The organism is Pedobacter anseongensis, from assembly GCF_037482965.1.
Taxonomy (GTDB): Bacteria; Bacteroidota; Bacteroidia; order Sphingobacteriales; family Sphingobacteriaceae; genus Pedobacter; species Pedobacter anseongensis.
Genome location: NZ_JBBHKB010000004.1, coordinates 165,257 through 189,898, shown reverse-complemented (window position 1 = coordinate 189,898; position 24,642 = coordinate 165,257). Strand labels below are relative to the sequence as shown.

The following is a 24,642-nucleotide window of genomic DNA, read 5'->3' as shown; positions in this document are numbered from 1 at the left end:
CAGATTGCATCAAAAATGCTGTTTGGCAGTTAATTATTTTGTAGCTGTTATATCTTTCCAGTTGTCGGTTCTGAATGGACTCGCAGGTAATCCGCTCGCATTATATAGCGTGGCGTTTGGATTATTTGCCCAAGCGTACCTTACCGCCACCGGATGTGCTACTTCTTTACTTTTTACAATAATCGTATTTCCTTCAATTTCTGCGTTTGCCCAATAGAATTTCTGATCTGCGCCTGCAATTGAAAAGCCTTGTAATGGAGCTCCATTGGTGGTTAATCCGTCGGCATACTTAAAAGTTAAGCGAATAGCATCGCTTTCTTTTTTCATGGCCAAATAACTTGGGCCAGAAAAAGGGATCTTCATTCCGTATGTTTTTGCCAGTGCAATGAACGCTAAACGTTTGCCAACATCTTGTTTGTTTTTTGGATGAATGTCTTTATCGTTACCAATATCTATCGTTACTGCCATACCCGTATTTTGAAGGCTAAGCGTACCGAGTTGTGCATCTCTAAGCTCGGCCCAGTCAGATGGTATAGGCTCTTTTTCGACAGATTTAAAGTTGGCCAGTTGCACAAAATAAAATGGAAAATCGCCAATCTTCCACAAATTCCTCCAATCCCTAATTAACGAAGGAAAAAGGGTTCTATATTGATGAGCACGAGATGCATTCGATTCGCCCTGATACCAAATCACCCCTTTAATTGCAAATTGAATAAAAGGATGAATCATTCCGTTATACAAAAGCGTGGGTTTGTTTACGTTTTGGATAATTTGCGGTGAGGGACCAATTGTTTTAAGATTTAAACCTACATTATATTTCCAATCGCCAGCAATTGAAATTACCTCATCTTTACTCACAGCAATGTTCATGGCCTTGGCCTCACTTGGTGAACCTCCCCAACCTCCACTATCGAAAATTCGAACAGCAATGGTATGTTCTCCGGCGGTAACTTTGTTTGCCGGAATTTGATAGGTTCTATTTGTGTTAGCGGTTAGAGTTTCACCAATTTTTTCCCCATCAAAATAAGTAATATCTTGATCATCGAGTGCTCCTAAATTTAAAGTTAATGCTTTATTCGACCAATTTTCAGGGAGTATAATTTTTTTCCGTATATACACAACTCCATCAAAATTAGGTAAAACCGATTTTTCCCACTGACTTGGCATTGGTATCGTTTTCCATTTGTTATCATCTACCGAACGGTTGAGCCAGGTGTAACTACCGTTTTGATAACCCCTATCGTTCTGAAGCATTGATTGTTGCCAATTTACTATATTTTCGCCCTCTGATTTACCAAATTCCGATAAACCCGATTTTGCTATCGATAGTGTTTCTTCAGAAAAATCGCTATTGGTTTTAAGCGTTTTTGCACTGATCCAGGCTTCTGCAACGGTACCTCCCCACGATGTATGGATTAATCCGATAGGAATTTTTGTTTTTTGATAAATTTCTCTTGCAAAGAAATAAGCGGTTGATGAAAATTCAGCAACGGTTTCTGAGCTACACGGTGTCCAACCGCCATTTGTTACTTTAACATCATCTAGTGGCAATTTGCTCGGTACATGAATTACCTGCAACAACCTTATATTTGGATATGTTGCATCCTTAATTTCTTGTTGGTAATTATTTATTTTTCCCCATCCAGCTAATGGCATTTCCATGTTCGACTGACCAGAACATAACCAAACTTCTCCAATAAGCACATTTTCGAGTACCAGTGTTTCTCCATCTGAAATGGTGATACGAAAAGGGCCTCCATATTTTGGAGTGCTTACGCTAATTTTCCATTCACCTTTACCTGTTGTGGTAGCAGTATACGTTCTATTGTCCCAACTAGTATGTAGTGTAACTGATTTTCCTGCACTAGCAGCACCCCAAATGGCAGCATTAGTTTGCTGTTGCAACACCATATTATTCGTAAAAAATGAAGGGAGTTTAACTTTTGCAAACGCTGTGGATGCATATAAAACAAAAAGCAGCAGAATTAGGTTTTTTTTCATTGGCTTAATTTACGAATTTAAAAGTAGTTAGCTTAAACGAGCCCTAAAAATTCTATTTTAGAAAAATTAATCGACACCCAACCCTAACTAATATGAACATCGAAATCCATGAGCGAGGTGAAATAAGAATAGCAGAACTAACTGCCGACCATTTGTTAGTAACAACAGCAGAGAGTGGTCTACAACTACTTGTAGATTGCTATTATCAAAATTTTGATGGCATAATTTTGCATGAAGAACATATTAGTGACGACTTTTTTGACTTAAAAACCGGTTTAGCAGGCGAAATTCTACAAAAATTCTCAAATTTTCGGGTCAGGCTTGTAATTGTTGGCAGTTTTGATAAATATCCAGGAAAAAGTATCCGTGACTTCATAATTGAAAGTAACCAAGGAAGACTGATTAATTTTTTATCGAGTATTACTGAAGCAAAAGAACGATTATTTACATAATCAAGCTGCCAGGCAGATCTAGCGTATAATTAAATCTTATTTCTTTTCAAAAATGTCATTTGGGTTCCAATTTGGTTTTACCTCATTTGCTGGATTAATTAATGTAGGATGTTAAGCACCCAATGCGGCAATCGAAAAGTAAAGGTGCGATAATGGTTGATTTAATTGCACAATAACTGGAGATGCCAGAGGCATTATCATCTGCTCGGTTGTAAATCGAATGGCCTGCTATGGCTCTACCCACAACTAAGTGGTCTAAATGCCCGGTATGAACTACATATTATATCGTATGTGAAGTATAGCTTTTGGTTGTAACTTTTCAGATACAGTGGCATAGTTTTTGAAATCTTCAACTCATTAACTAATTAATCTACTACATCATGAAAAAAAATTTCAAACACGCCATTAAAGCAAGCGCTCTTCTACTCGCACTCTCATTCACGTTTGTTTCGTGCAAAGACGATAAAGATGATGAACCTACAGCCGCAATGGCTTCACTTACAGTTGTGAATAGCGTTGAAGGCTCTGGTGCACAAGACTTTTACGTGAACGACTCAAAAAAAATAAGTAGCCTTACTTATGGAAGTAATGCGAATATAAGCATTACATCAGGTACCAATGTAGGGGTATTTCGGAATTCATCTGCAACTACTGTAAACGCTAGTGCTACTTTTACGGTTGGTGCAAACACCAAGCAAACCATGTTCCTCATTAAAAATGCTGATGGAAGTTATGGGGTAAACGCGTATTCTGACGATAATACCAGCACTAGCGGTAAAGCAAGGGTACGTTTTATTAACCTTAGTCCCACTTTAGGTGCCGCTATTAATGTTACTACTTCTACCGGTACTTCTCTGGCCTCGGCACTTGCATATAGAGGTGCATCTACTTATCAAACTATTGATGCAAATACCGCCCTTAATGTAAACGTGATTGGTTCTTTACAAACCACAACCATTGCTGGCAGCGAATTTCAAGCTGGGAAAGTTTATACCATTTGGTTCGATTCGTCTACTACCACTGAAGCAAAATATCATGTGATTGCGCAAAATTAAAATTAAAGCATTTCGTCAGGTGCTCTTCCATGGGCAACTGACGAAATTTTTATAAATTACTTTTTAATTTCTCTTTTTAAAGCCCGCTGTTTATTTTCTTGTTGTTTTTCTGCTGCATCAATAGAGTGTGATTGATGAATGTCTATATCTTTTTCCGACTCATTAGATAGCCTAGCATAATAACGGTGCAGCACATCAAGTTCTTCCTCATTAAGTGCTTCTATATCAACCATCCGATTACTGGCGTGCCTACTGGCAGCAATTAATTCGTTTAATTTTAGCTGAATGGCTTTACCATCTTTATTTTGCGACTTTTGAATTAAAAAAACCATCAAAAAAGTGATAATTGTTGTTCCAGTATTAATTACCAGCTGCCAAGTATCAGAAAAGTGAAACAATGGACCAGAAATTGCCCAGAATAATATAATTGCAAATGCAGTTAAAAACGCTGCCGAACTCCCCGTCCAACATGTTATAGCATTGGCTATTCGCTCAAAAAGATTGTCTTTTTTCTTTTTCATCTAAACTTTCTATCAACGAAACTCTACATATTCCTCAACAACGGTAACTGATGGGTTGGAAAGGATCCCAACATCGTTTGCAAAGGTTTTGGCATCATTTACAAATTCGGGGGCTTTTTCTAAAAAATCGTCTAGAAGAGATCTTCCAGTTACTATATCTTTTTTTGTAATGTGTTGAACCGCAGCATAAACAGCTACACCGAACAACGCTCCTTTTATAAATCCCATAGGTCTATTGTTTTAAAATGTAATAATTCAACACCTTAAGATATAAAAAGTTTTATTGGATCGAATATTTGTTCAGGCAGTGATATTTTTGCTGTAATTTCTAAAAATAACAACCATCACTAACAAAGATAATGCGATCAGCACTGCATAGCTATAGGCTAGATTAAGTTCATCTTTGGCTGGAATAATGGCAATAATACCGTAGCTAAGAAAAGAAACAATTACATAATTTATCCCTCCGGTTAAACCACTTGCTATGCCTGCATTCTTTGGAAAGCGACTTAAACAAAATGTAAAAAACGTATTGAAGGTATAACCAGAAGTAGCATGGATACAAAAGGCAAAGAAGATCAGCGAATAGAGGTTAGCCACAAAGAAAAGGCTTCCGAACATTGCTAAACAGAACCCCAATTGTAATGCACTATTAACGATAAGTTTTTTTACGAATGGCTTATTAATAGTTGCTTTACCCAATACCCCCCCTACCATTACTGCAGCGCCTAAGATCAGTGAGCTATAACCTGCTACAATCGGACTAAGGCCGAGCTGATGCTCGATGATAAAAGGACCGGTCATATTATACACCATTACCATACAATACGATAGGCCCAACATAACAATTCCTAGCGTAAAACTCGCTGTACCAATCATATCGATATAGACATTTGCAATCTTTTTAAGGCTAAATACCATTCGTTGCTTAATGGTTTCGCCACTAAAGATGAGCTCTAATAGTAAAATAATGAACGCAAAGAGGGCCAAAAAATAAAAGTTAGCCTGCCATCCAAAAAAGCTTTGCAAATACCCACCAACAAAGGGAGCAATAATAGGTGCCGTTGCCCAAATAATCGAAAACATGCTGAGGTAATTTTTCAATTTTTCACCCGTGTAAACATCTACAAAATAAGCACGTTTCGATACTACAATGGCACCAACGGTAACACCATGAATAATTCGCATGGCATAGATGAGATAAATATTTGCCGTATTCGCAATGATTATACTTGCTACGGCAAAAATAGCCAAGCTAATTAAATTAATACGATACCTTCCGAAGCTGTCGAGCAAACTGCCTACAAATAACTGAGAAACCCCATAGCTAATTAAAAACATGCCCAAGGTTAATTGTACTGCTAACTGGCTAACGCCTAGCGTTTGCGCCATAGTAGGGAGCGACGGAATATATACATCGGTAGCAAAGCCCGACATGGGGATAAGCGCAAAGGCTAATATAGTAGCTATTTGTTGATTTTTTTCTTTTAACATAGTGATTTAGGTCGTAAATTGACCTATGAAGTCTTTTCTAGGTATCATGTGCAAATACGCATAGTCGCCATTTTGCTGTTTACGTTGCTTTAACTGGTATAAAAAATAACCACCCAGATCAATAATAATTGGGCATTTTGCTTCGTACCACACGCGATGTGGATTTAACCATCGAAAAGAGTAATAGTGCGAAGTTAGCGGGATGATTCGTAATTCGGGATGATGAAAGGTCATTTTCTTAGATTCTCCTTTTCTAACCATAGTTAGGTTAGCCGTGTGCGAAAACTCGAAATCTAATAGCCTTATATCATCCACATCGGGTAAATGTTTTAATACTTTAAAGCCTTTAAACTTTGCACCATTTACTACCCAAATTAAGTTAGGATAAAACGCTTCCCTACTTTGTAGTTCCTCTAAACAAATTGGTGAATTCTGGAATTCAATAGCCGTACCACATGCTGTAAACACATCAGCACGATGATAATAACCCATGTTACGGTTTAAAAAAGTTTTCTCACGATAAGCTTCTGGAAATGATTTTTTCCAATCGCTGTGCCATACCGTTTCTCCCGAAAAATAGCGTAATGTTTTTTCGCTTGCTTCGCTAAGCTGATCCATTAAGCAAAGCTAGGAAATATCAGTTAAAAAAATTAACCTAAAAATCTAAATCCGATATTCCCAATTCAATAAAACTAGTATTTAGCCATTTAATCATCAATGGAGTTCCTGCATCTTTTTGCGTTTCGAAGCTAACATCTTTTCCTGTTCCGTAGTTAATTTGTGCAAAGGGATTTTTATCAATATTTAGTACCAAAAGCAATCTACTTCCCTCTTTAATTTGTTTACTAAAATAACGCGAGCGATAAAAAGGGATAGTTTCGACTTTGCCAGGAACCAATAATTGTCGTTTAGTTCTATCTTTGGCATAACTCGCTCTTCCTAAGTAGTACGACAGTTGAAAATATTCACCTTGCGGTGTTACTTCATACAGAACTAGGCCAACATCTATATCTTTTTTATTGATAATTGCCTTGAGTTCACCTGCTAAAGCACCACTTACTGACACGGATTTTTTAAAGGGCTTTGTCCAATAAAACACTCCGTTTTCTTTTCCAATTTCCTTTTTGATAATCGGATCGGGGTAGTATTCGTTATAGTAAGTATTTCTGCTTTGTAAATCTACAACTTGTGTAGCAAATTCTACTTTTGTGGGTTTTCTCGGAGATAAGCCTATTGTGCTATCTAGATAAAACCGAATCTTGTTTTTTTCCATTTTATCAAGAGAGGCTATATGCTTCCATTTACTTGCCCCCATTACTTCGAAATTTATCTTATCTTTTAGTAACGCGGGTTTCTTTCCTCCTTTAAAAACAAAATCGAACCATTGGAACGTAATTTCTTTAGTATCAATTAACGCATTTGAGTCTACTTTATATCCCCTTAATTCAGGCACCCCACCTAATTGGGCTCCAAAATGATCATAAGGTCCAATTATCAAATAATGTTCTGCGTTAGGGTTGTATTTATAGTGCTCCCTTACGTATTCGATTGCAGAAACCTGCCCATCGTCGTAATACCCCGTTATGCTTAAAACTGGGATGTTTATTTTCTTGAAATCGTTACCAACAGGCACCATATTTTGCCAATAACTATCGTAGCTTGGATGAGAAAGCCACTTTTGTAACCATGGATTTGGCGTTCCATCTACGCTGTCGATCTTATTATATGCAGCTCCACTATCCCACCAAGCACCTCGCATTTTACGCCAACGCGCATTATCATTATTTACTACATTGTCGGTGTATTTGTTGTTAGTTACATAAAAAGGCCATTGATAGTTAGCGGTGATGAAAACATTATTTTCCATTGGCAAACCTTGTCCGGGTATAGCAGCCACGTACGGCACAATGGTTTTAAGTGCAGGATGCAAATATTTTGTTGCCGCCCATTGTGCAAAGCCCGAATAGCTTCCGCCATACATTCCTACTCTACCATCGCTCCAAGGTTGGGCAATTATCCAATCGATAACTGCATTTACGTCTTTAACTTCGTGTTCATAAGGTGCAGGGGTATCTTTGCTTAGCCGCTTACCTCTAGCATCGGCCACAATACCTATATAACCATGGTCGGCCGCTACTTTTGCATCCATCAAACTTCTATATGTATTCGAATAAATGAAGTAAAATAATGCTGTAGGTAGTTTCTCCTGAGCTCCCTTTTTTCTTACCACTACTGCCGAAAGCGTTATGCCATAAGTCGTTTTAATCATCACGCTATCGTTAATGATGTAATTTTCTGCATTAGGAATTTTTTGTTGACAAAAGCCACTCATCCCAATGAATAGGCATAGCAATGCCATGCTCGATTTTATCAAGTTATTTTTCATCTGTTTATAATTTTGTTTTTAGTTGTCAGATGTTCCTTACCATGATTAAATAATCATACCTTGTGTGTTTAATGATTCTTTAATCATGGTCGGTTCATTTTAAAAAATTTTATTTATTGATGTTTCTAAATTTGGATGCCTGTCGCTCCGACAGCCGTATGAGTTCATCTGTTGTTAATTTTACCCACATTCCCTCTTTATCTGTACCGATTTCTTTCACATAGTTCAGGTTAAACAGTTGTGCACGTCCGGCTCTAAAAAAATGTGCACAATCAGGATTTTTTACAAGTTTATTCAATGAAGTTTTTAATAAAACATGTTCATTACCAAAATGAATTCGAGCATAATTTTCGACCGACTCGATTAAGTGCACATCTTTCCATTTTATGAGGTGATGCCTACCACGGTCTTTTATAAAAACAGATGGCTCATATCCATAGTTAATCTTTTCTATGACTTGATGAATGGCTTTGGCAAATCGCTCCTCACGAACAGGTTTCATGAGGTAATCTAATGCGCTCACTTCAAAAGCCTGCAAGGCATAACGATCAAATGCGGTTACAAAAATAACCTGTGGCAGCTGTTCTAATCTTTCTAGCAGCTCAAAACCAGATGCATCGGGCATTTGAATATCTAAAAATAGTAGATCAGGTTTTAGCAATTTTATAAGTGATTCGGCTTGATCTACATCACCTGCCTCTGCCAAAAGGGTTACTTGTGGATAGTTTTTTAACATCCGAACAAGCTCCATTCTTGCAGCGGGCTCATCGTCGATAATTAACGCACGTATCTTTTTCATCGGACAGGAATTTTAATTTCAGCGCAAACCTTTTCTTCGTATTCATATAGGCTAAAACTAGCTTGCTCATGATAAACCATTTTTAGTCGTGATTTTAAATTTTTTAACCCCACCCCAAATTGGTTAACATTTTTTCCCAACTTTCCGGTATTCACCACCCTTAAGCAATTAAAATCTTTCTCTTTTATTCCGTAAATTATAAGTTCACCCCCATGCTTTTGATTAGCTATCCCGTATTTTACTGCATTTTCGACTAAGGTTTGCACGCTCATTCTAGGCACTAGAATGGGGGCTAACGAAGGATCAATTTCAAAACGATAGCTTAATCTTTCCTGCAGTCGTAACTTTTCGAGTTCTAAATAATCTTTCACTAAATCGATTTCATCGGCTAGAGGTATTTCTACTACATCACCACTATACAATCCACTTCTTAATAGCTCACTCATTAAATCAATTGCACGTGCCGCTGAATTAGGGTTAGTAAAAATTAACGATTTTATGGTATTAAGTGCATTAAAAAGAAAATGTGGATTTAACTGTGAAGAAAGATTATCCAATTGTGCTTGTTTAACGCTAAGCGCTAATTTTGCATTTTCTGATGCCAAATTAATCTCTCGTTTTGCATAATGATAAAGGTGATAAGCCAATAGCCAAATGGCCATCAGGCGGAGGCCGGCCACGTAAATCCCCAGTGCATTATCCTCAAAAAAACCAGAAAAACTCTGCTGTTGGTGCGTTTGGAATAACCACCTTACCGCATAAAGCTTTATTAATGTTACGAGCAAATACAAAATTGCCATAAGTGGAACAGCTATAACTATACGCCAAATAAGCCTGTTCAGCGATAATTGTTGCCAGTTATTTAGCCGTGCAAAAGCCCGATAAAGATGAGTTATCGCAATGTAAACCACCAAATCGCTAAGTAACTGGATTACAGCCATACCCCATAAAAATCGGCCTGTAGTGTAGCCTTGAAACATCCAATAGAGTGATGCGGTAGTCCACCCCATAAGTTGGCACTTCCAATAAAGCGATATAGGTTTGTTTTTTGGCATTTTCGTTTAGTGAAAACAAAGCAACACAAAAAAAAGTAAAAAGAAAGATAAAGTACAGGAGTGCGGTATTTTGGGTGATGAAGAGGTATTAATTGAGAATATTATTGGTAAATACGCAAACGTTTACGTGGATTTAAATAAAGCGTTCGCAAATTTAATGGCATTTTAAATAATTGTGAATTCGATTCCGCAATTGAACAGTATAGTACAGGATGGCAGATTACCTAAAAAACAATAGTTTCACTTCACCAAATTATAAATCAAATCTCATGAAACGAAACCTGTTTTTTTTTGTTTTCGCACTAATAACCCAGCTTACGTTTGCCCAAAACCAGCGAAGTACCTATAATTTTAATCCAGATTGGAAGGTGTATGTTGGTGATGCAGTTGGTGCCGAAGCTACCGATTTCGACGATAAAACATGGAAAGGCATTACCCTACCTTATGCTTGGAACGAAGATGAAGCCTTTAAAAAATCTATCGAAAATTTATCAACAGGCATTGCTTGGTATCGGAAACGTTTTAGCATACCAATTGGCAGCGCAGATAAAAAAGTATTTCTTGAGTTTGAAGGCGTACGCCAAGCAGGCGAATTTTACTTGAATGGAAAATTTATTGGCCGACACGAAAATGGCATCACTGCTTTCGGGTTCGATATTAGCAATTTAATTGTAGAAGGCAAGGAAAATGTTATAGCTGTAAAAACTGATAACTCGTGGACCTACAGAGAAAAAGCTACTAACTCTACCTATCAATGGAACGATAAAAACTTTAATGCCAACTACGGAGGCATCTCAAAAAATGTGAAATTACACATTACTGGTAAAATTTTTCAAACTTTAGGATTGTATTCTACCTTAAAAACAACGGGTAATTACATCTATGCAAAGGATTTTGATATCACAGGTAAAAGCGCGGTAATAGTTTCTGAATCTGAAATTAGAAATGAAACTAACGAAGCAAAAAATATAACTTACGAGGTAGAAATTAAAGATGCTTATGGAAAAATTATCAAAATCTTTAGCGCAGCGCCACAAAGTTTAGCAGCAGGGGAAACAGCCATTTTAAAAGCCGAATCGTTAGTAGGCAACTTAAATTTTTGGAGTTGGGGGTATGGTTATTTGTATACCATTAATTCAAAATTAAAAGTAAACGGCGACAGTGTTGATGAGTTAATCACCAAAACAGGTTTCAGAAAAACTGGGTTCAAAAATGGAATGGTTTACTTGAACGACCGTGTTTTGATGATGAAAGGCTATGCACAACGCTCCAGTAACGAATGGCCTGCAATTGGTTTATCGGTTCCTGCATGGTTAAGTGATTACAGCAATCAGCTGATGGTAGAAAGTAATGCCAATTTGGTGCGGTGGATGCACATCACTCCGTGGAAACAAGATATCGAATCGTGCGATAGAGTGGGTTTACTACAAGCGATGCCCGCAGGCGACTCAGAAAAAGATGTAACTGGAACTAGATGGGATCAGCGTAAAGCGGTAATGACCGATGCTATTATCTATAACCGAAACAACCCGAGCATCGTTTTCTACGAGTGTGGAAATGAATCGATTAGTGCTGAGCACATGATAGAGATGAAAGACATTCGTAACCGCTACGACCCGAACGGTGGACGTGCCATTGGATCTAGAGAAATGCTCGATATTGATGCTGCTGAATACGGAGGAGAAATGTTATACATTAACAAAAGTGCTGGCAAGCCATTATGGGCAACCGAATATTCGAGAGATGAGGGTTTACGTAAGTATTGGGACGAATTTTCGCCTCCTTATCATATAAATGGGGCTGGACCGAAATACAAAGATGCCGATGCAAGCGATTACAATAGAAACCAAGATTCGCATGCCATTGAAGATGTAATTCGTTGGAACGAATATTATCAAGAACGACCAGGTACGGGCACAAGAGTAAGTTCGGGTGGCGTAAACATCATCTTTTCTGATTCAAATACACACCATCGCGGTGAAGAAAATTACCGCCGAAGTGGTGAAGTAGATGCCATGCGCATTCCGAAAGATGGGTATTTTGCACATAAAGTAATGTGGGATGGCTGGGTTGATGCAAGAAAAACCGGTATCCATATAATGGGACATTGGAATTACAAAGCAGGAACGAAAAAGAATGTGTATGTGGTGGCTAGTGGCGATAAGGTAGCGTTGTTCTTAAATGGAAAACCCTTAGGGTTTGGCGAAAAAAGCAATGGATTTTTATACACCTTTAAAAATGTAAATTATAAGCCAGGCTCGCTAAAAGCAATTTCTTATGATGTAAAAGGATTAAAATTAGCAGAAACAAACTTAAAAACAGTGGGCAAGCCAGTTGGTCTAAAATTAACTAAAATGCAAAATCCTACAGGGTTTAAAGCAGATGGTGCTGATTTAGCCTTGCTGCAAATAGAAGTGGTTGATGCAGCAGGCAACCGCTGCCCAATTGCACTAAACATGATTAATTTTTCAGTTATTGGTGAGGCCGAGTGGCGCGGGGGCATTGCGCAAGGCCCAGATAATTATATTTTAGCAAAGTCGTTACCCGTTGAAGGAGGTGTAAATCGAGTGTTAATACGCTCTACAACTACCGCTGGCAAAATTAAGGTTACTGCAACGGCAGATGGATTAAAACCTGCAACAATTACCTTAGAAACCCTACCTGTTATGGTTAAGACTGGTTTATCGTCGGAGTTCCCTGCGGAGGGTTTAAAATCGAATTTAAGTAAAGGCCCAACACCCATTGGTGCATCGTATCAAATTAGTCGCAAAACAGTTAAAATTAGTAGCGCTAGCGCTGGCGCAAATAACGATAAAGCAAAATTAAGTTACGACGATAATGAGCTCAGCGACTGGGTAAATGATGGCACATTAGGTACAGGATGGATAACTTACACGCTCGAAAAAGAAAGTACCATTACTCAGGTAGAATTAAAATTGAATGGGTTTAGGACAAAAATTTATCCGTTACGCATCTTAGTAGATGGAAAAGAGGTGTTTAAAGGAAACAGCAAAAATAGTTTAGGTTATTTTACTGCTATCTGTACGCCTACAAAAGGTAAAACCGTAACCATACAGTTAATGGGTTCGGGCAAGGATAATAATGCGAATATTGGTGTAGAAGTGAATGGTAAAAAATTGGACGACGGTGTGGAACGAGCAGAAACCAAGTTAAAAGGAGGTTTGAGTATTATTGAAGCAGAGATTTATACGAATCCATAATTGTTTGTGAACAAGAATCGTCATAAAGTAAATTTAAAAATGAAAACAAGCTATAAATCATATCTCCCCCTCTTCCTGTTTTTTGTTACAGTTTTATTGTCCTTTACCTTAATTGTAACCCGAACAATAGCACAAAACATTAAAAACGATGTGTTTTGGAACACCAAAGATGGGCAACCTATAAATAGTCAGGGTGGTGGTATATTTAAGTTTAACAACATCTATTATTGGTATGGTGTACACTATGCAGAAGCTGATATTTATCGCAAAGATCCATCAATCACACAACCAAAAGCTACTTTCGAAGCGGTTACTTGTTACAGTTCAACAGATTTAACAAATTGGACCTTTGAAGGCAATGTATTGACTAAAAATGAGACCAATAAAACGGGTAAAACTTGGGTTGGGCGTTTAGGGGTAAGCTATATCAAAGCGTTAAAAAAGTACGCAATGTTTATTCAACATGGCAATCAAGTGCTGATTACTGTTTCTGATTCTCCAAACGGGCAATTTATCTGGCATCAGAAGATTAATATGGAACGTATGATTGGTACGACCAATACGGGCGACCAAACCGTATTTACCGACGAAGATACAGGTAAATCGTATCTCATTTATTCGTATGGAAAAGGTCGAAATAAAATCTATGTTTCGGAAATTGGTGTTAAAGATGGAAAAGTAAATTTGATCGATTGTACGGAGATTTTTAAAGGCGAAAGTAGAGAAGGTAATTGTATGTTTAAATACAGAGGTAAATATTACATGTACGCATCGAATATTTATGGGTGGGATTCTTCACATGCATATTACCTAATGGCCGATAATATTAGGGGACCTTACCTACCCTCGAATAAGATGCTCGAAACCGAAGGTGCTAAAAATGATTATGCTCACGTATCGCAAACCGGCTTTTTCGTAAATGTAAAAGGTAGTGAGCAAGAAACCGTGATTTATTGTGGCGACAGATGGGCTAATTTTGCAGGAAATGGCTTAGGTTATAACCAGTGGTGCCCAATGTCTTTTGATGGAAAAATACCATATTTTAATTCGCTAAACTCTTGGAATTTAAATACTAAAACAGGAAAATGGTCGGTAGCACTAGATAACAATTACACCATCAATGGGAGTTTTGAGGCCGATCGCAAACGCATCCCTAGCGCAATAAAGCCTGTGCAAACCGAATTAACAGGTTGGCAAACTACCATTATCGCAGGTAATAAAATTAGCCTAGATAGTGCTTCTTCCCCAGATCTGAATCATTTTAATACGGAGACGGATAGAAAATCGGTGATTTGCGAAAAAAGTTTAAGAATTAGTGATAAAATTAATTTTAAAAGAAAAGTTTCGCAACAGATTGCATCATCACCTGATGTGAAATTAAAAGATGGGTTGTATACGTTAACTGCCAAAGTGAAAAACAACAAAGGGTTTAACTTGCTAGAAATGTATGCAATTAGCAATGGAAAAACCTTCCATTGCCCTATAATGAAAGAAAACATCACATGGCAAATCATCGCCATAAAAAATATTTCAGTGAAGGCAGGGAAAGTAGAAATTGGTTTTTTTGCAGATGGAAAGTCGAGTGCGGTTTGTGATGTTGATGATGTGGTATTGACTAGGAATTGAGCAAGGCTTATTTCCCCAACTTAACCGGTTTTACAACCTCAAAAACATCAACAGGTAAAATATTACCTTCCTTATCAAATCTCATCGGCGAAATACAGGTTTCACGATTATAGCCGTTACCTCCAGGTATTTTAAACCGGTGATAAACAATATACCACTCATCCTTACCCGGAACTTGAACTACCGAATGATGTCCCGCCCCCTTTACCACGCCTTTTCCTTTTAGAACCGGTCTGTTTTCGGCTTTTTTAAACGGACCTAAGGGAGAAGTTGAAGTGGCATAGGCCACCGAATACCTTGGATCTCGGGTATCAAATTCAGACCACATTAAATAATATTTTCCATTTCGTTTAAACACGAATGAGCCTTCATTGTAGCCTTTTGGCTTAATTGAGATTACTTTAGTGCTGTCGTATGAAATCATATCATCAGCTAATTTCACCATATTGCAATTGCCCTGTCCCCAATATAAATATGCCGAACCATCATCATCTACAAGAACCATGGGATCGATCATTTGCCCACGCAACATTGCTTTTCGCACCAATGGTTTTCCTAGTGGATCTTCAAAAGCACCCGTAGGTTTGTTCGAAACGGCTACTCCTATATTTACATCTGCTGAAAAATAATAGTAATATTTTCCATTTTTAGAAGCGATGGCCGGTGCCCAAGCGCGTTCTTTTGCCCAAGTTAAATCTTTTGGTAAATCGAGAATTACGCCCTCTGCTTTCCACTTTACTAAATCTTTTGATGACCATGCGGTAAAACTAGATGATTTCCATCCTTCAGATCCATCGGTAGTGGGATAGATATAAAATGTTTTTCCAAAAACAGCTATATGAGGATCGGCATAAACTCCCGGCAGTACGGCCCTAGGAGCATTTAAGGTATCTGTTTGAGCAGATGCAAAGGTTTTGAAAAGAAGTAAACAAAATAGGGCTAGGATTCTAGGTTTCATAACTACTAAAGCGACTGTCTTTTAATAAAACTAAACTCATTTTTAACTTTTAAGATATTTTTAGTTAAAATCATTTCTGCTGCTGTTCTGCCCATGGCCGAAAAATTGGTACTCACGACAGTAATGCCCAAAAGTTCTTTTAATACAGTTTCATTAAACGAAAGAATACCAATGTCTACTCCTAATTGCAAATCTGTATTTCTAATCTTTTTCACTAAAGTTGCCAACTCATTTTCGGTTAAGGTTACGTAGGCAATTCCTTTTGTAGGAATAATTTTGGTAACATCGGCTACCAACTTAAATTGCTTTTTCTTTGCAAGGGAAAAAGCTTCAATACCATTAATAATTTCTTTTGGGTGGTGACTTTCTTTAGGGAAAACTAAGGTAATGCCTTTGTATTTTTCAAATAATTCGCTTTTAAGCAATAATGCGTCTAAAATATCCTTTTCGAAGTCTTGAAAAACATTAATGAACTTTTTATCCAAGATAACCTCTTTATCTAATACCACTAATGCAGCATTCGGGATCTCGTTTAAAACTTTAACATATTCTTCTTGTGGGGTTTGATGAAAAAAATGTGGCATCACTACATAATAATGATATTTCCCTTTACTTTCTTCTACAATTTCTCTAAAAAGGTTAATATTATAATGATGAATCTGTAAGTCGACCTTCGCAGTTTCGCCTAAGGTTTCGATAAATGATTCATATACTTCCTTTTTATAGGAACTCATTTTATTCAAAATCATCAAGATTTTTAGGCTTTTTTCGTGGCCACCTGCTACATAGTTTCCTTTGCCTGGTACACCTAGAATGTAACCTTGTTTTTTTAGGATATTATATGCTTTTTCGATGGTATCTCTTGCTACCTTATGGTTTTTACTAAATTCGTTTATGGAAGGCAATTGCATGCCCACTTGCAGTCGACCCGCTTCTATATCTCCACGCATACTTTCGGCAATCTGAGCATGCTTTGCTATACTAGAATTTGATTTAATGGTAATTTGATAATTCATACTGCTATCAGAAGGTGGTAAAAATAAATATTTGATTCGAAGTACGCTGTATCAAACGTTATAAAAATAGGATAAATTTGTATCCTGTGGTACCCTGAAAATAAAGAAACCCAGGATGCAACAGGATTCTATTCACATGAGCAAACATTATTTTTGACAACCAAGTAGTGTAGATACAGTGAACGAAAAAATGTATATTCATGCAAACATCATAAAGTTTAGCTCAACGAATTAATAGCGATCGGTACTTTTCTAGATGTTAATTAATTAGCATTCTAATTCCCGTCGGGTTTTACCATACTCGTGCGTAAGCTCTCAGGCCAGCGCCACGTCGAAAATTCATCAGGCTTGCTAGGCTCAAATTTTTGTTTAGGGTCGATTAGAAAGTTGGCTAAAGGCAATTTCGCTGCTTTTATCCCTTCTATCACGCAGCGTGCAACCTCATACGCTCCGAATGTATTGAAATGCGTATTATCTGCTAACGCCAGCGGCTGATCTGGGTAGGTATTTGCAGGATAATGAACAAATGCTTTTAGAGATGCCTCTTCGCCCATCGCATTAAATAAGGTTGTAGTTAATTTATTTAAGTCTATTAAAGGAACATTTTCTGCTGTCGCAAGTTTTCTGGCGGCGTCTGGAAAATCGCCTAAAGTATTTTCCATTTTTCCGTCTTTACCAAATCGTCTTCTGGCTGTTGATGTAACAATAACGGGAATTCCACCTTTTTCTCTAGTTCTGGTTACATATAATCTTAAACGTTCTGTATACGATTTGAAGGCACCATCGTTTGGCCCTTTATCTTTTTGATCGTTATGCCCAAATTCGATGAAAAGGTAATCTCCTCTTTTCATTACGCTCATTACTTTATCGAGTCGTTTACTTCCTAAGAATGAGCCAAGTGTTAAACCCGATTCGGCGTGATTAGCAAAAGCAACGCCTGGCTTAAAAAAATGGGGAATCATTTGTCCCCATGAACCCCAAGGCTCATTTTCTTGATTAACAACGGTTGAGTTACCTGCTAAAAATACAGTAATCTGATCTTCAACCTTCTTTATTTCTAGGGCTTTAAGCGTTACATAACGATCGAATTCTAAACTCAGCTTATTATCCCAATCGAGCTTGGTTAATTCTCTATCTTTTAGCTTTACAATTTCGTTAGCATTAATTTTTCGATCTTTAATGTTAACGATGAATGTCTTTTTTACAAACTGTCCTAGTTTCGTTTTAACATCTTCTAACATTAATCTTCTCGACTCGGCTTTTACGAAAGTTCCATGGGTACTACTTAAAGTAACGGTAACCTGATAATTTCCCTCTGGCACATCTACCGAGAAATAAAAAGGTTGGTCTTTTTGCATGGTGGTTCCAAAATCGAAGCCAGCTCCATTCTTAGGGGTGTAGATTAATAAATTTTCGGCTTTGGTAAAATCGAAATGGAATGTTGTTTTTATTTGGGCTGATAGTTGCGTACCGAAAAGAACAATGATGATAACACTAATGGTTGATTTGAATTGCATACGTTTAACTAAATGTGATATAAGAAATTAAACATCTATACGAGACTTGCGAAATTTAAAAATCTCGCAAGTCTTCAGCTCTCTTTATTTCCAATCAAAAGGCAAATACCAATTTGCTGGTGTCATTAATTTTGCTCTTGCTGCTGCTGCATTTGGATCTCCATCTTTAAGTAACTTCTGATATACACGATCGGCTAAAAATGCAGGATTATCTTCTCTCGTGGCTACACGCACTAAGTCTGGCCAACGATTACCTTCGAAGGCCATTTCTAAAGCGGCTTCATCAATTAATTTTCCTTCCAAGCCTAACATATCAGTTTGGTAGCTTACATCAATAGGCGTTATCCCTGCTCTACCTCTAATACCGGTATTTCTATACCATGGCCCTCTAAAATCGGTATTGCTCGATGCGTCCATAAAATAGGGTGCATTATAAGGTGTTCTCATGGTGGCAATATCATCAAATGAAACGGGTGCCGGTGAGCCTGCAGAATTCCTTGTGCCACTATAAAACGTATTTAAAACCCCTGTATTCAATAAAGCCCAGCCCAATTTCCCTTTACCATCGCGGTTTGCAGCTTCTGCATAACGTAAATGCAATAATGTAGCACGGTATAAACCCCATTTCCCACCCTTATTAAAAGCAGATGGCAATGCTATATTGTCTGTTAACTTCGTGATTTCAGGGCCTGCGGTGCCTGTTGTATATGATAATTTCCCTCTTGCATCGTAAGGTATGCCACTATTTTGGCGTTGTGCATTCCAGCTGTCGATAATGGTTTGTGAGGGTTTAACCAGATATTTACCAAATTGTTGCGAACAAAGATCTACCATTGGGTTACCCGGCTTATAATCTGAACTATACGGGATACCCCATAAAAATTCGCCAAGCCACACTCTATTGGTTGTTGGTAGCGTAAATATCGTTCTCCAACCCACATCGTACAACAAGGTGCTTTCATCTTGATAGCGACCATAACGTACGGTCGCATCGGCCCATTGATCTGCTGTATATACAACTTTATACCAACTAAATGACTTATTGAACTCAGGATTGGTGTTTTCAAAATCAAAGATTTTAATATAGTTTTCTGCAGCTTTGGTATAATTATTTTTCCAAAGGTATAAATCGCCCAAAATAGAAGGTTTACTAATAAACATTCTTTCTGTGGTGTTCCCGTCAATGGTAACCATTAAAGGGTGTCCAGTCGGATAAGCGTACACTTCTTTATAAGGCAGTTTCTCTACAAAATCAATCAGTTTATCTACAATTTCATTTACGTTATAACGCGGATATTGACTTAGATTTTTAATGCCATCTACATTTTCGAGTGGCTCAGTAATGTAGGGAATAGAGCCATATTGTACGGCAACTTGTAAATAGATGTAACTACGTAAGGCGCCAATGTCTGAGTAATGCTTATTGTAGTCATCAACACTCATTCTATGGTCATCAACCATGAGTTTGAAATTTTTCAATGCATCGTTACAATTTAAGATAACTTCATAATAAGGACGTGGATCTACGTACGGATTATCTTTTGTAGCAGTATGGTTAGAAAGCTGACGCATATAAGGATCGGCATTTGCTGTTGCACTCATTAAATCGGCCCGCAATTCATTTTGCAAAATAAAAGTTTTATGCAGGTTTAAAAACTGCCCATAGATACCAATTACGGCAGCATCAGCATCTGACGAGTTGCGATAAGCATTACTTATATCTACTTTATCTTGTGGTGCTTCATTATTCTTTTTGCAAGACCATGAACCTGTTGCAACAAGGGCTATTCCCACTATTGCAATAACTTTTTTATTAAAATCCATCATTATCTTTTTATACCTTATCATTATAAACCAATTCTTAAACCCAATTGAAACGACCTAAATTGAGGCTCCATTGTAACATCAACACCTTGTGTGAAAATACTTCCCGAAGCGCTAAATTCTGGATCATAGCCCAAATAATTGGTTAGTGTAACTATATTATTTGCTGTTGCATATACTTTTGCATATTTAAACGCAGTAGATTTAATCGGGATGTTGTAGCTCAAGTTTATGGTCCGTAACCTAAGATACGACCCATCTTCTATCCAACGGTCAGAAAACGTAGCATTACCCATTGGGTCGCCATAAGCTGCCTTAGGTACGTTGGTTACTTGTCCCTCACCTCTCCATCTATTTCTTATTAAATCAGTTTGATTATAGTAGCTACTTCCAGATTCCAAAACTGAGCGCGTATAATTATAAATATCGTTCCCTAAAGAAAAAGAAAATAACACCGCTAAGTCCCAATTTTTATAGGCGAATGAATTCGTAAAACCTCCGAAAAGATCAGGGTTTGGATTGCCAATGATTACTCTATCCTTAGAATCAATTACTTTATCGCCATTGGTATCTACGAAACGCATATCGCCACCTTTAAAAGGCATTTTTGCACCTGCAGTATTTACGATAGATAGACCAGCGGAACTGGCTTCTGCATCTGTAGCATAAACACCATTTGTTCTTTGTCCGAAAAATGAATTGGTTGTTTCGCCTTCACGAGTTAAATACGTACCATTAGCGTAGGTAGTTAATACATCTGTATGGTTAACAAGTTTAGTGGTTTTGTTACTGTAGGTACCTAGATTCATACTAATATCCCATTTAAACGCTTTATTTAAAAGTCGCCCATCTAAATTAAAGTCGACTCCCGTAGTGCGCATACCGCCACGATTATCAATAAAAGAGGTAATCCCTCCAACTGAAGCTACAGGAACATAATTAAGCATATTGTATGTTGTGTTTACATAATAATCGACACTCATGCTTAAACGTTCATTAAGAAATGATCCATCAAGGCCTACATTAAATTTCCCAACTTTCTCCCATTCAATATAGGGGTTAGCAATATTGCCTCTCACTAATCCTTGTAAACCCAAAAGGTTCTGAGACACATAATATTGGCGATTATTATAGTTGCCAATATCATCATTACCTACAAAACCATAACTCGCTCTAAGCTTTAGGAGATTTATATGTCTGTAATCGCGCATAAAATCTTCTGACGAAATTAGCCATGCACCACTAACCGCAGGTAAGATGGCCGTTTTACCAAGAATAAAATTATCGTTAGCATTTTCACGTCCAAAACGAGACGACTGATCGGCAGCTACAGCAGCACTTAAGTAGTATTTTTCTTTATAATTATAATCTCCAGTTAAATAGGTATTTAAATTGCTCCATCTACCAATATTTCCACCAAAAGAACGTAACGAAGAGTTGGTATTTCCAATACTGATTAACACGTCTGTTGCCGAATTATAACCCAAAGCAAGATCTTGCTCACTCTGACTAGAATTAAAGCGTGAACCTAAGGTTGCATGAAAGCGATGATAGTCACCAATTTTCTTATCAAAAGTTAGACGTAAATCATCAAACACACTAAAATATCGAATAACTTGGGTACCCGACTTGCTATCACCAATTGTGGTAGCTAACACTTCATTTACCACCCCTTTACGAGGAATAAAAAGAGTTTCCTGAGATTTATCGTAGTTTACCCCTGTTAAATTCGATAATTTGAATGATTTGTTAAAGGTAAAATCGAAGTTAATGTTACCAAAGAAGCGATATGCTTTTTTGAGATTAAGTCCTTTTTCTATCAATGCACGTGGATTACTTACGCCTAAGGTATCTGCATCAGCCAAATTGGGTGACACTGCACCTGTAGCACTAATTTCGTTAATAGCCATAAACGGCGATTTTACAAGCGACAAGAAAATTGGATTAGTATTCGGTGCGATGCCCTGATCTTTTAAACTTTGTTCGGTATAGGTAAATGATAAATTAGTGTTTCCTTGTAGTTTTTTAGTAAGATTTAAATCACTATTAAAACGCATGCTGTACTTGTTGTTTGCTGTTGAATCGATAATTCCCTTTTCTGAAGAATACGCAGCAGATAAGGCATATTTAGCAATGTTGTCTCCACCAGTAACCTTTAAATAATAGTTCTGATCTAGCGTATTTTTAAACACCTGGTCTTGCCAATCTGTATTTTGATGATAGATTGGATAAGTAGGATTAGCTGTCGGATTGGTATCGTCATTCATATAAGGCTTAGCTGCAATTTGAGCGGGTGTTAAGCCTTGACTTTTTAAAATATCGGAGAGGTAACTTCTAAAGTCGCTGCTCCCCATCACAGGTAGTTTCTTAGGTGATAAATTATACCCTGTAAACGCAGAAAAATCGATTTTTGTAGCCAAATCTCTTGCCCTATTCGTGGTAATTACAACAATGCCATTGGCGGCTTTGGTGCCATAACTCGCCGTAGCGGTAGCATCTTTAATTAAATTAATACTTTCAATATCACGAACATCGATATATTGCAACGGATTGTTGATATGCCCTGCAGTTAAGGATGTTCCGTAAGAATTTGCATCATAAACCATCCCATCGACGATATATAGGGGCTGATTTGAAGCATACATTGAAGTAAATCCTCTCACAAAAAGATCGGCACCAATGCCAGGGGTTCCAGATCTTCTAATCACATTTACGCCGGCAATCTGTCCCTGTAAAAAACCAGTAGGGGTTTCAGAGTTCATATTCCAACCACCTTGTGGTTTAGTGACGTTTAGTGCGGCCAATGACCTCGAAAAGTTTTCTGTTCCCAAGGGCAGTGTAACTTCTGTAAACATGGAATTAAATGTTTCTGGCCAAATTTTAATGGTCTCTAATTTTCCTTTATGTACCGGTAATAACTTGGCATGATAACCATCGAAGCGGACAATGATTGTTGCATTAAAGTTGGGAACATTTATAGAAAACCTTCCTTTATCATCCGTTATCGCTGCCGAAAAATCGACAACGGTTAGCTTTACGCCTACTATGGGTTTGTTGGTGCTTCCATCAACAACCATTCCTATTACCTTTTCTCCGACTAATTTGGTATTCTTTACATTTACTGTAGTCGTATCGGTACTATAATTCTTACTGGTATCTGTTTGCGCATACGTAGCGGCAGAAAGTAGTACGCCGAAGAGCAGCAATGAAAGTCCTTTTTTTATGATGGTAAAATTATACATAGTCTTTTGTTTGAGTCAGATTGATTTGATTTAAGGAAGAATAGGTTCAAATCTTAAATAATCTAAGATTAGGGTATTTACATTTACAGCGGTACTGTTCGCAGCTGTAAGTCTGAGTTGTAATGGACCAAATTGCTCTGGTGTATATTCTCCAAGATAAACTTCTGCATAGTTTAGGGGTGTTACAACTTGGGTAGCAAATAAACTATAAACTAAAGTAATTGGGTTATAAAAAAAATAGCGCTGAGTAAAATTTGCTACCTGCGAGTCGCCAGGCCCGGCAGAAATAGCTCGTGCATATACCCTATATTTTGTTTGGGGTAATTGGTTATATCGGTATTCTATATAGTATTCTGCAACTGCATGATTGTATACTTCTATATCTTTGTACAGTACACCATTATCATCTAACTTTGTTCTGTAAAATGTATTTCCGGTTCTATCTGCTCTAAAGGCAAACGGATTTTCTCCTTCTATTTTAAACACAGGTACTTTATCTTTTAATGCAAAGGGTAATGCACTTACCACATAAACTATCCCATTGCTTGCTTTATACGATTTAACAATGGCTGATTTGTTGATCGGAATTTTAACACCCCGGGTAGATAATAAAGTATCTGGTAATTTATCTAAAGTATATATCCCCCTTACTGCTAAATCACGAACAACAGTATATTCACTAGCGGTAGAGAAATAAGGAGTAACCTTGTCCACTTCGGCAGTATAAGCGTTATCTTGTAACATAAAGAAAGTAAATTGCTGATTTTCTGCTCGTAAATCGGCAACGGCACTCCAATAGATATTTCTTGATACCATTGGTGGGTTGGGTGCAAAAATGGGATTACCCAGTGTATTATAACCAATTATTGTGGCATTAGCGGTATCAATAACTTGCGCAGATAAATTACTTACAAACGAGCTTTGAAGCGGTGCATCGGTACTTGATGTCATATAACTCCACACATTAAGTTTGGTTGGAACGGGCTTGTCGATTACATATAATGCACCATTTTTAACGAATTTTCCACTACCAACAATTCCGGCTTCTTCATAAGTTGGCCCAACAACTGTTGCAATTTTGCCATTTAAAAGATTAACCTTAATGGTATCTGTTATGCCTTTTGAGGCCACGTATGAGGTAAGTGCAATATGGTTAGCTACAAAATCTTTCAACTTCACAGGGTCTGATGTAATTGATGCATCAAGTGAAGCTAAAGCGGTGTTTGTAGGCGCCCATACCGTATACGATTGAGAAGATGCTAAGATTTGATCAAAACCTGTACGTTTAATAAAATCATTAAACAAGCTTATATTCGTCTCTGCGCCAATCTTTTCTGTAAGATTAATACTATTATCTGCATTGGTGATCTGTACGTGTTCGTTTAACACATTTTTACAGCTTCCTAAACCAATCAGGACACCAAGTATCAGCAATGTATTTTTTATATTGTGTTTCATTCGAGTATAATTTATTT

Annotated in this window: 18 protein-coding genes; 4 read left to right on the top strand and 14 right to left on the bottom strand. The window is 37.5% G+C overall.

The window, feature by feature from the left end; all coding sequences use genetic code 11:
- Window positions 1-33: 33 nt before the first annotated feature.
- The gene (locus WG904_RS14950) at window positions 34-2,001 is read right to left on the bottom strand and encodes a sialate O-acetylesterase (RefSeq protein ID WP_339580141.1); all 1,968 of its coding nucleotides are present in this window, start codon (window positions 1,999-2,001) and stop codon (window positions 34-36) included.
- 92 nt (window positions 2,002-2,093) lie between these two features.
- Here WG904_RS14950 and WG904_RS14945 point away from each other — a divergent pair, with 92 nt between their 5' ends.
- Complete coding sequence (locus tag WG904_RS14945; RefSeq protein ID WP_339580140.1) at window positions 2,094-2,453, top strand: DUF4180 domain-containing protein; 360 nt, start codon at window positions 2,094-2,096, stop codon at window positions 2,451-2,453.
- A 380-nt stretch (window positions 2,454-2,833) separates the two neighbouring features.
- A complete protein-coding gene (locus WG904_RS14940) occupies window positions 2,834-3,508 on the top strand; it encodes a DUF4397 domain-containing protein (RefSeq protein WP_339580139.1) in 675 nt (224 codons plus the stop codon).
- Between the two features lie 56 nt (window positions 3,509-3,564).
- Here WG904_RS14940 and WG904_RS14935 read toward each other — a convergent pair whose 3' ends face one another.
- The 7 genes from WG904_RS14935 to WG904_RS14905 form a co-directional block, all read right to left on the bottom strand.
- Window positions 3,565-4,029: a low affinity iron permease family protein gene (locus tag WG904_RS14935; RefSeq protein WP_339580138.1), complete on the bottom strand. Its 465-nt coding sequence runs from the start codon at window positions 4,027-4,029 to the stop codon at window positions 3,565-3,567.
- A gap of 12 nt (window positions 4,030-4,041) precedes the next feature.
- Window positions 4,042-4,257 carry a YtxH domain-containing protein gene (locus WG904_RS14930; protein WP_339580137.1) on the bottom strand — a complete coding sequence of 72 codons (216 nt, stop codon included), beginning with the start codon at window positions 4,255-4,257 and terminating at the stop codon, window positions 4,042-4,044.
- A 72-nt stretch (window positions 4,258-4,329) separates the two neighbouring features.
- Window positions 4,330-5,523, bottom strand: coding sequence for an MFS transporter (locus tag WG904_RS14925; protein ID WP_339580136.1), 1,194 nt, complete (start codon window positions 5,521-5,523; stop codon window positions 4,330-4,332).
- A 6-nt stretch (window positions 5,524-5,529) separates the two neighbouring features.
- On the bottom strand, window positions 5,530-6,141 hold the full coding sequence (locus WG904_RS14920) for a competence protein CoiA family protein (RefSeq protein ID WP_339580135.1): 612 nt from the start codon (window positions 6,139-6,141) through the stop codon (window positions 5,530-5,532).
- A 37-nt stretch (window positions 6,142-6,178) separates the two neighbouring features.
- Window positions 6,179-7,909 (bottom strand): CocE/NonD family hydrolase, encoded by a 1,731-nt coding sequence (locus WG904_RS14915; RefSeq protein ID WP_339580134.1) that lies wholly within the window; start codon window positions 7,907-7,909, stop codon window positions 6,179-6,181.
- Between the two features lie 109 nt (window positions 7,910-8,018).
- Window positions 8,019-8,708 carry a LytR/AlgR family response regulator transcription factor gene (locus WG904_RS14910; protein WP_339580133.1) on the bottom strand — a complete coding sequence of 230 codons (690 nt, stop codon included), beginning with the start codon at window positions 8,706-8,708 and terminating at the stop codon, window positions 8,019-8,021.
- Window positions 8,705-9,763, bottom strand: coding sequence for a sensor histidine kinase (locus WG904_RS14905; protein WP_339580132.1), 1,059 nt, complete (start codon window positions 9,761-9,763; stop codon window positions 8,705-8,707). Before WG904_RS14905 ends, WG904_RS14910 begins: the two co-directional genes overlap by 4 nt.
- A gap of 269 nt (window positions 9,764-10,032) precedes the next feature.
- Between WG904_RS14905 and WG904_RS14900 the strand changes: the two genes are divergently transcribed.
- A complete protein-coding gene (locus WG904_RS14900; protein WP_339580131.1) occupies window positions 10,033-12,984 on the top strand; it encodes a sugar-binding domain-containing protein in 2,952 nt (983 codons plus the stop codon).
- A 39-nt stretch (window positions 12,985-13,023) separates the two neighbouring features.
- Entirely contained in the window at window positions 13,024-14,610 is a 1,587-nt protein-coding gene (locus WG904_RS14895; protein WP_339580130.1) for a family 43 glycosylhydrolase, read from the top strand.
- 7 nt (window positions 14,611-14,617) lie between these two features.
- Here the strand turns inward: WG904_RS14895 and WG904_RS14890 are convergent, their stop codons facing one another.
- The 6 genes from WG904_RS14890 to WG904_RS14865 all read right to left on the bottom strand — a co-directional run bounded on the left by WG904_RS14890 (window position 14,618) and on the right by WG904_RS14865 (window position 24,625).
- Window positions 14,618-15,568 (bottom strand): family 43 glycosylhydrolase, encoded by a 951-nt coding sequence (locus WG904_RS14890; protein WP_339580129.1) that lies wholly within the window; start codon window positions 15,566-15,568, stop codon window positions 14,618-14,620.
- A gap of 5 nt (window positions 15,569-15,573) precedes the next feature.
- On the bottom strand, window positions 15,574-16,584 hold the full coding sequence (locus tag WG904_RS14885; RefSeq protein WP_339580128.1) for a GntR family transcriptional regulator: 1,011 nt from the start codon (window positions 16,582-16,584) through the stop codon (window positions 15,574-15,576).
- A gap of 275 nt (window positions 16,585-16,859) precedes the next feature.
- Complete coding sequence (locus tag WG904_RS14880; protein WP_339580127.1) at window positions 16,860-18,101, bottom strand: GDSL-type esterase/lipase family protein; 1,242 nt, start codon at window positions 18,099-18,101, stop codon at window positions 16,860-16,862.
- 84 nt (window positions 18,102-18,185) lie between these two features.
- Entirely contained in the window at window positions 18,186-19,925 is a 1,740-nt protein-coding gene (locus WG904_RS14875) for a RagB/SusD family nutrient uptake outer membrane protein (RefSeq protein ID WP_339580126.1), read from the bottom strand.
- Window positions 19,926-19,948: 23 nt separating this feature from the next.
- Complete coding sequence (locus WG904_RS14870; protein WP_339580125.1) at window positions 19,949-23,167, bottom strand: SusC/RagA family TonB-linked outer membrane protein; 3,219 nt, start codon at window positions 23,165-23,167, stop codon at window positions 19,949-19,951.
- 30 nt (window positions 23,168-23,197) lie between these two features.
- Window positions 23,198-24,625, bottom strand: coding sequence for a fasciclin domain-containing protein (locus tag WG904_RS14865; RefSeq protein WP_339580124.1), 1,428 nt, complete (start codon window positions 24,623-24,625; stop codon window positions 23,198-23,200).
- Window positions 24,626-24,642 lie beyond the last annotated feature (17 nt).

Bases quoted from the DNA above. Each gene is read 5' to 3' on its own strand.
- WG904_RS14950 (WP_339580141.1), bottom strand. From the start codon at position 2,001: ATGAAAAAAAACCTAATTCTGCTGCTTTTTGTTTTATATGCATCCACA.
- WG904_RS14910 (WP_339580133.1), bottom strand. From the start codon at position 8,708: ATGAAAAAGATACGTGCGTTAATTATCGACGATGAGCCCGCTGCAAGA.
- WG904_RS14880 (WP_339580127.1), bottom strand. From the start codon at position 18,101: ATGCAATTCAAATCAACCATTAGTGTTATCATCATTGTTCTTTTCGGT.
- WG904_RS14945 (WP_339580140.1), top strand. From the start codon at position 2,094: ATGAACATCGAAATCCATGAGCGAGGTGAAATAAGAATAGCAGAACTA.
- WG904_RS14895 (WP_339580130.1), top strand. From the start codon at position 13,024: ATGAAAACAAGCTATAAATCATATCTCCCCCTCTTCCTGTTTTTTGTT.
- WG904_RS14925 (WP_339580136.1), bottom strand. From the start codon at position 5,523: ATGTTAAAAGAAAAAAATCAACAAATAGCTACTATATTAGCCTTTGCG.
- WG904_RS14890 (WP_339580129.1), bottom strand. From the start codon at position 15,568: ATGAAACCTAGAATCCTAGCCCTATTTTGTTTACTTCTTTTCAAAACC.
- WG904_RS14870 (WP_339580125.1), bottom strand. From the start codon at position 23,167: ATGTATAATTTTACCATCATAAAAAAAGGACTTTCATTGCTGCTCTTC.
- WG904_RS14935 (WP_339580138.1), bottom strand. From the start codon at position 4,029: ATGAAAAAGAAAAAAGACAATCTTTTTGAGCGAATAGCCAATGCTATA.
- WG904_RS14885 (WP_339580128.1), bottom strand. From the start codon at position 16,584: ATGAATTATCAAATTACCATTAAATCAAATTCTAGTATAGCAAAGCAT.
- WG904_RS14940 (WP_339580139.1), top strand. From the start codon at position 2,834: ATGAAAAAAAATTTCAAACACGCCATTAAAGCAAGCGCTCTTCTACTC.
- WG904_RS14915 (WP_339580134.1), bottom strand. From the start codon at position 7,909: ATGAAAAATAACTTGATAAAATCGAGCATGGCATTGCTATGCCTATTC.
- WG904_RS14875 (WP_339580126.1), bottom strand. From the start codon at position 19,925: ATGGATTTTAATAAAAAAGTTATTGCAATAGTGGGAATAGCCCTTGTT.
- WG904_RS14905 (WP_339580132.1), bottom strand. From the start codon at position 9,763: ATGCCAAAAAACAAACCTATATCGCTTTATTGGAAGTGCCAACTTATG.
- WG904_RS14900 (WP_339580131.1), top strand. From the start codon at position 10,033: ATGAAACGAAACCTGTTTTTTTTTGTTTTCGCACTAATAACCCAGCTT.
- WG904_RS14865 (WP_339580124.1), bottom strand. From the start codon at position 24,625: ATGAAACACAATATAAAAAATACATTGCTGATACTTGGTGTCCTGATT.
- WG904_RS14930 (WP_339580137.1), bottom strand. From the start codon at position 4,257: ATGGGATTTATAAAAGGAGCGTTGTTCGGTGTAGCTGTTTATGCTGCG.
- WG904_RS14920 (WP_339580135.1), bottom strand. From the start codon at position 6,141: ATGGATCAGCTTAGCGAAGCAAGCGAAAAAACATTACGCTATTTTTCG.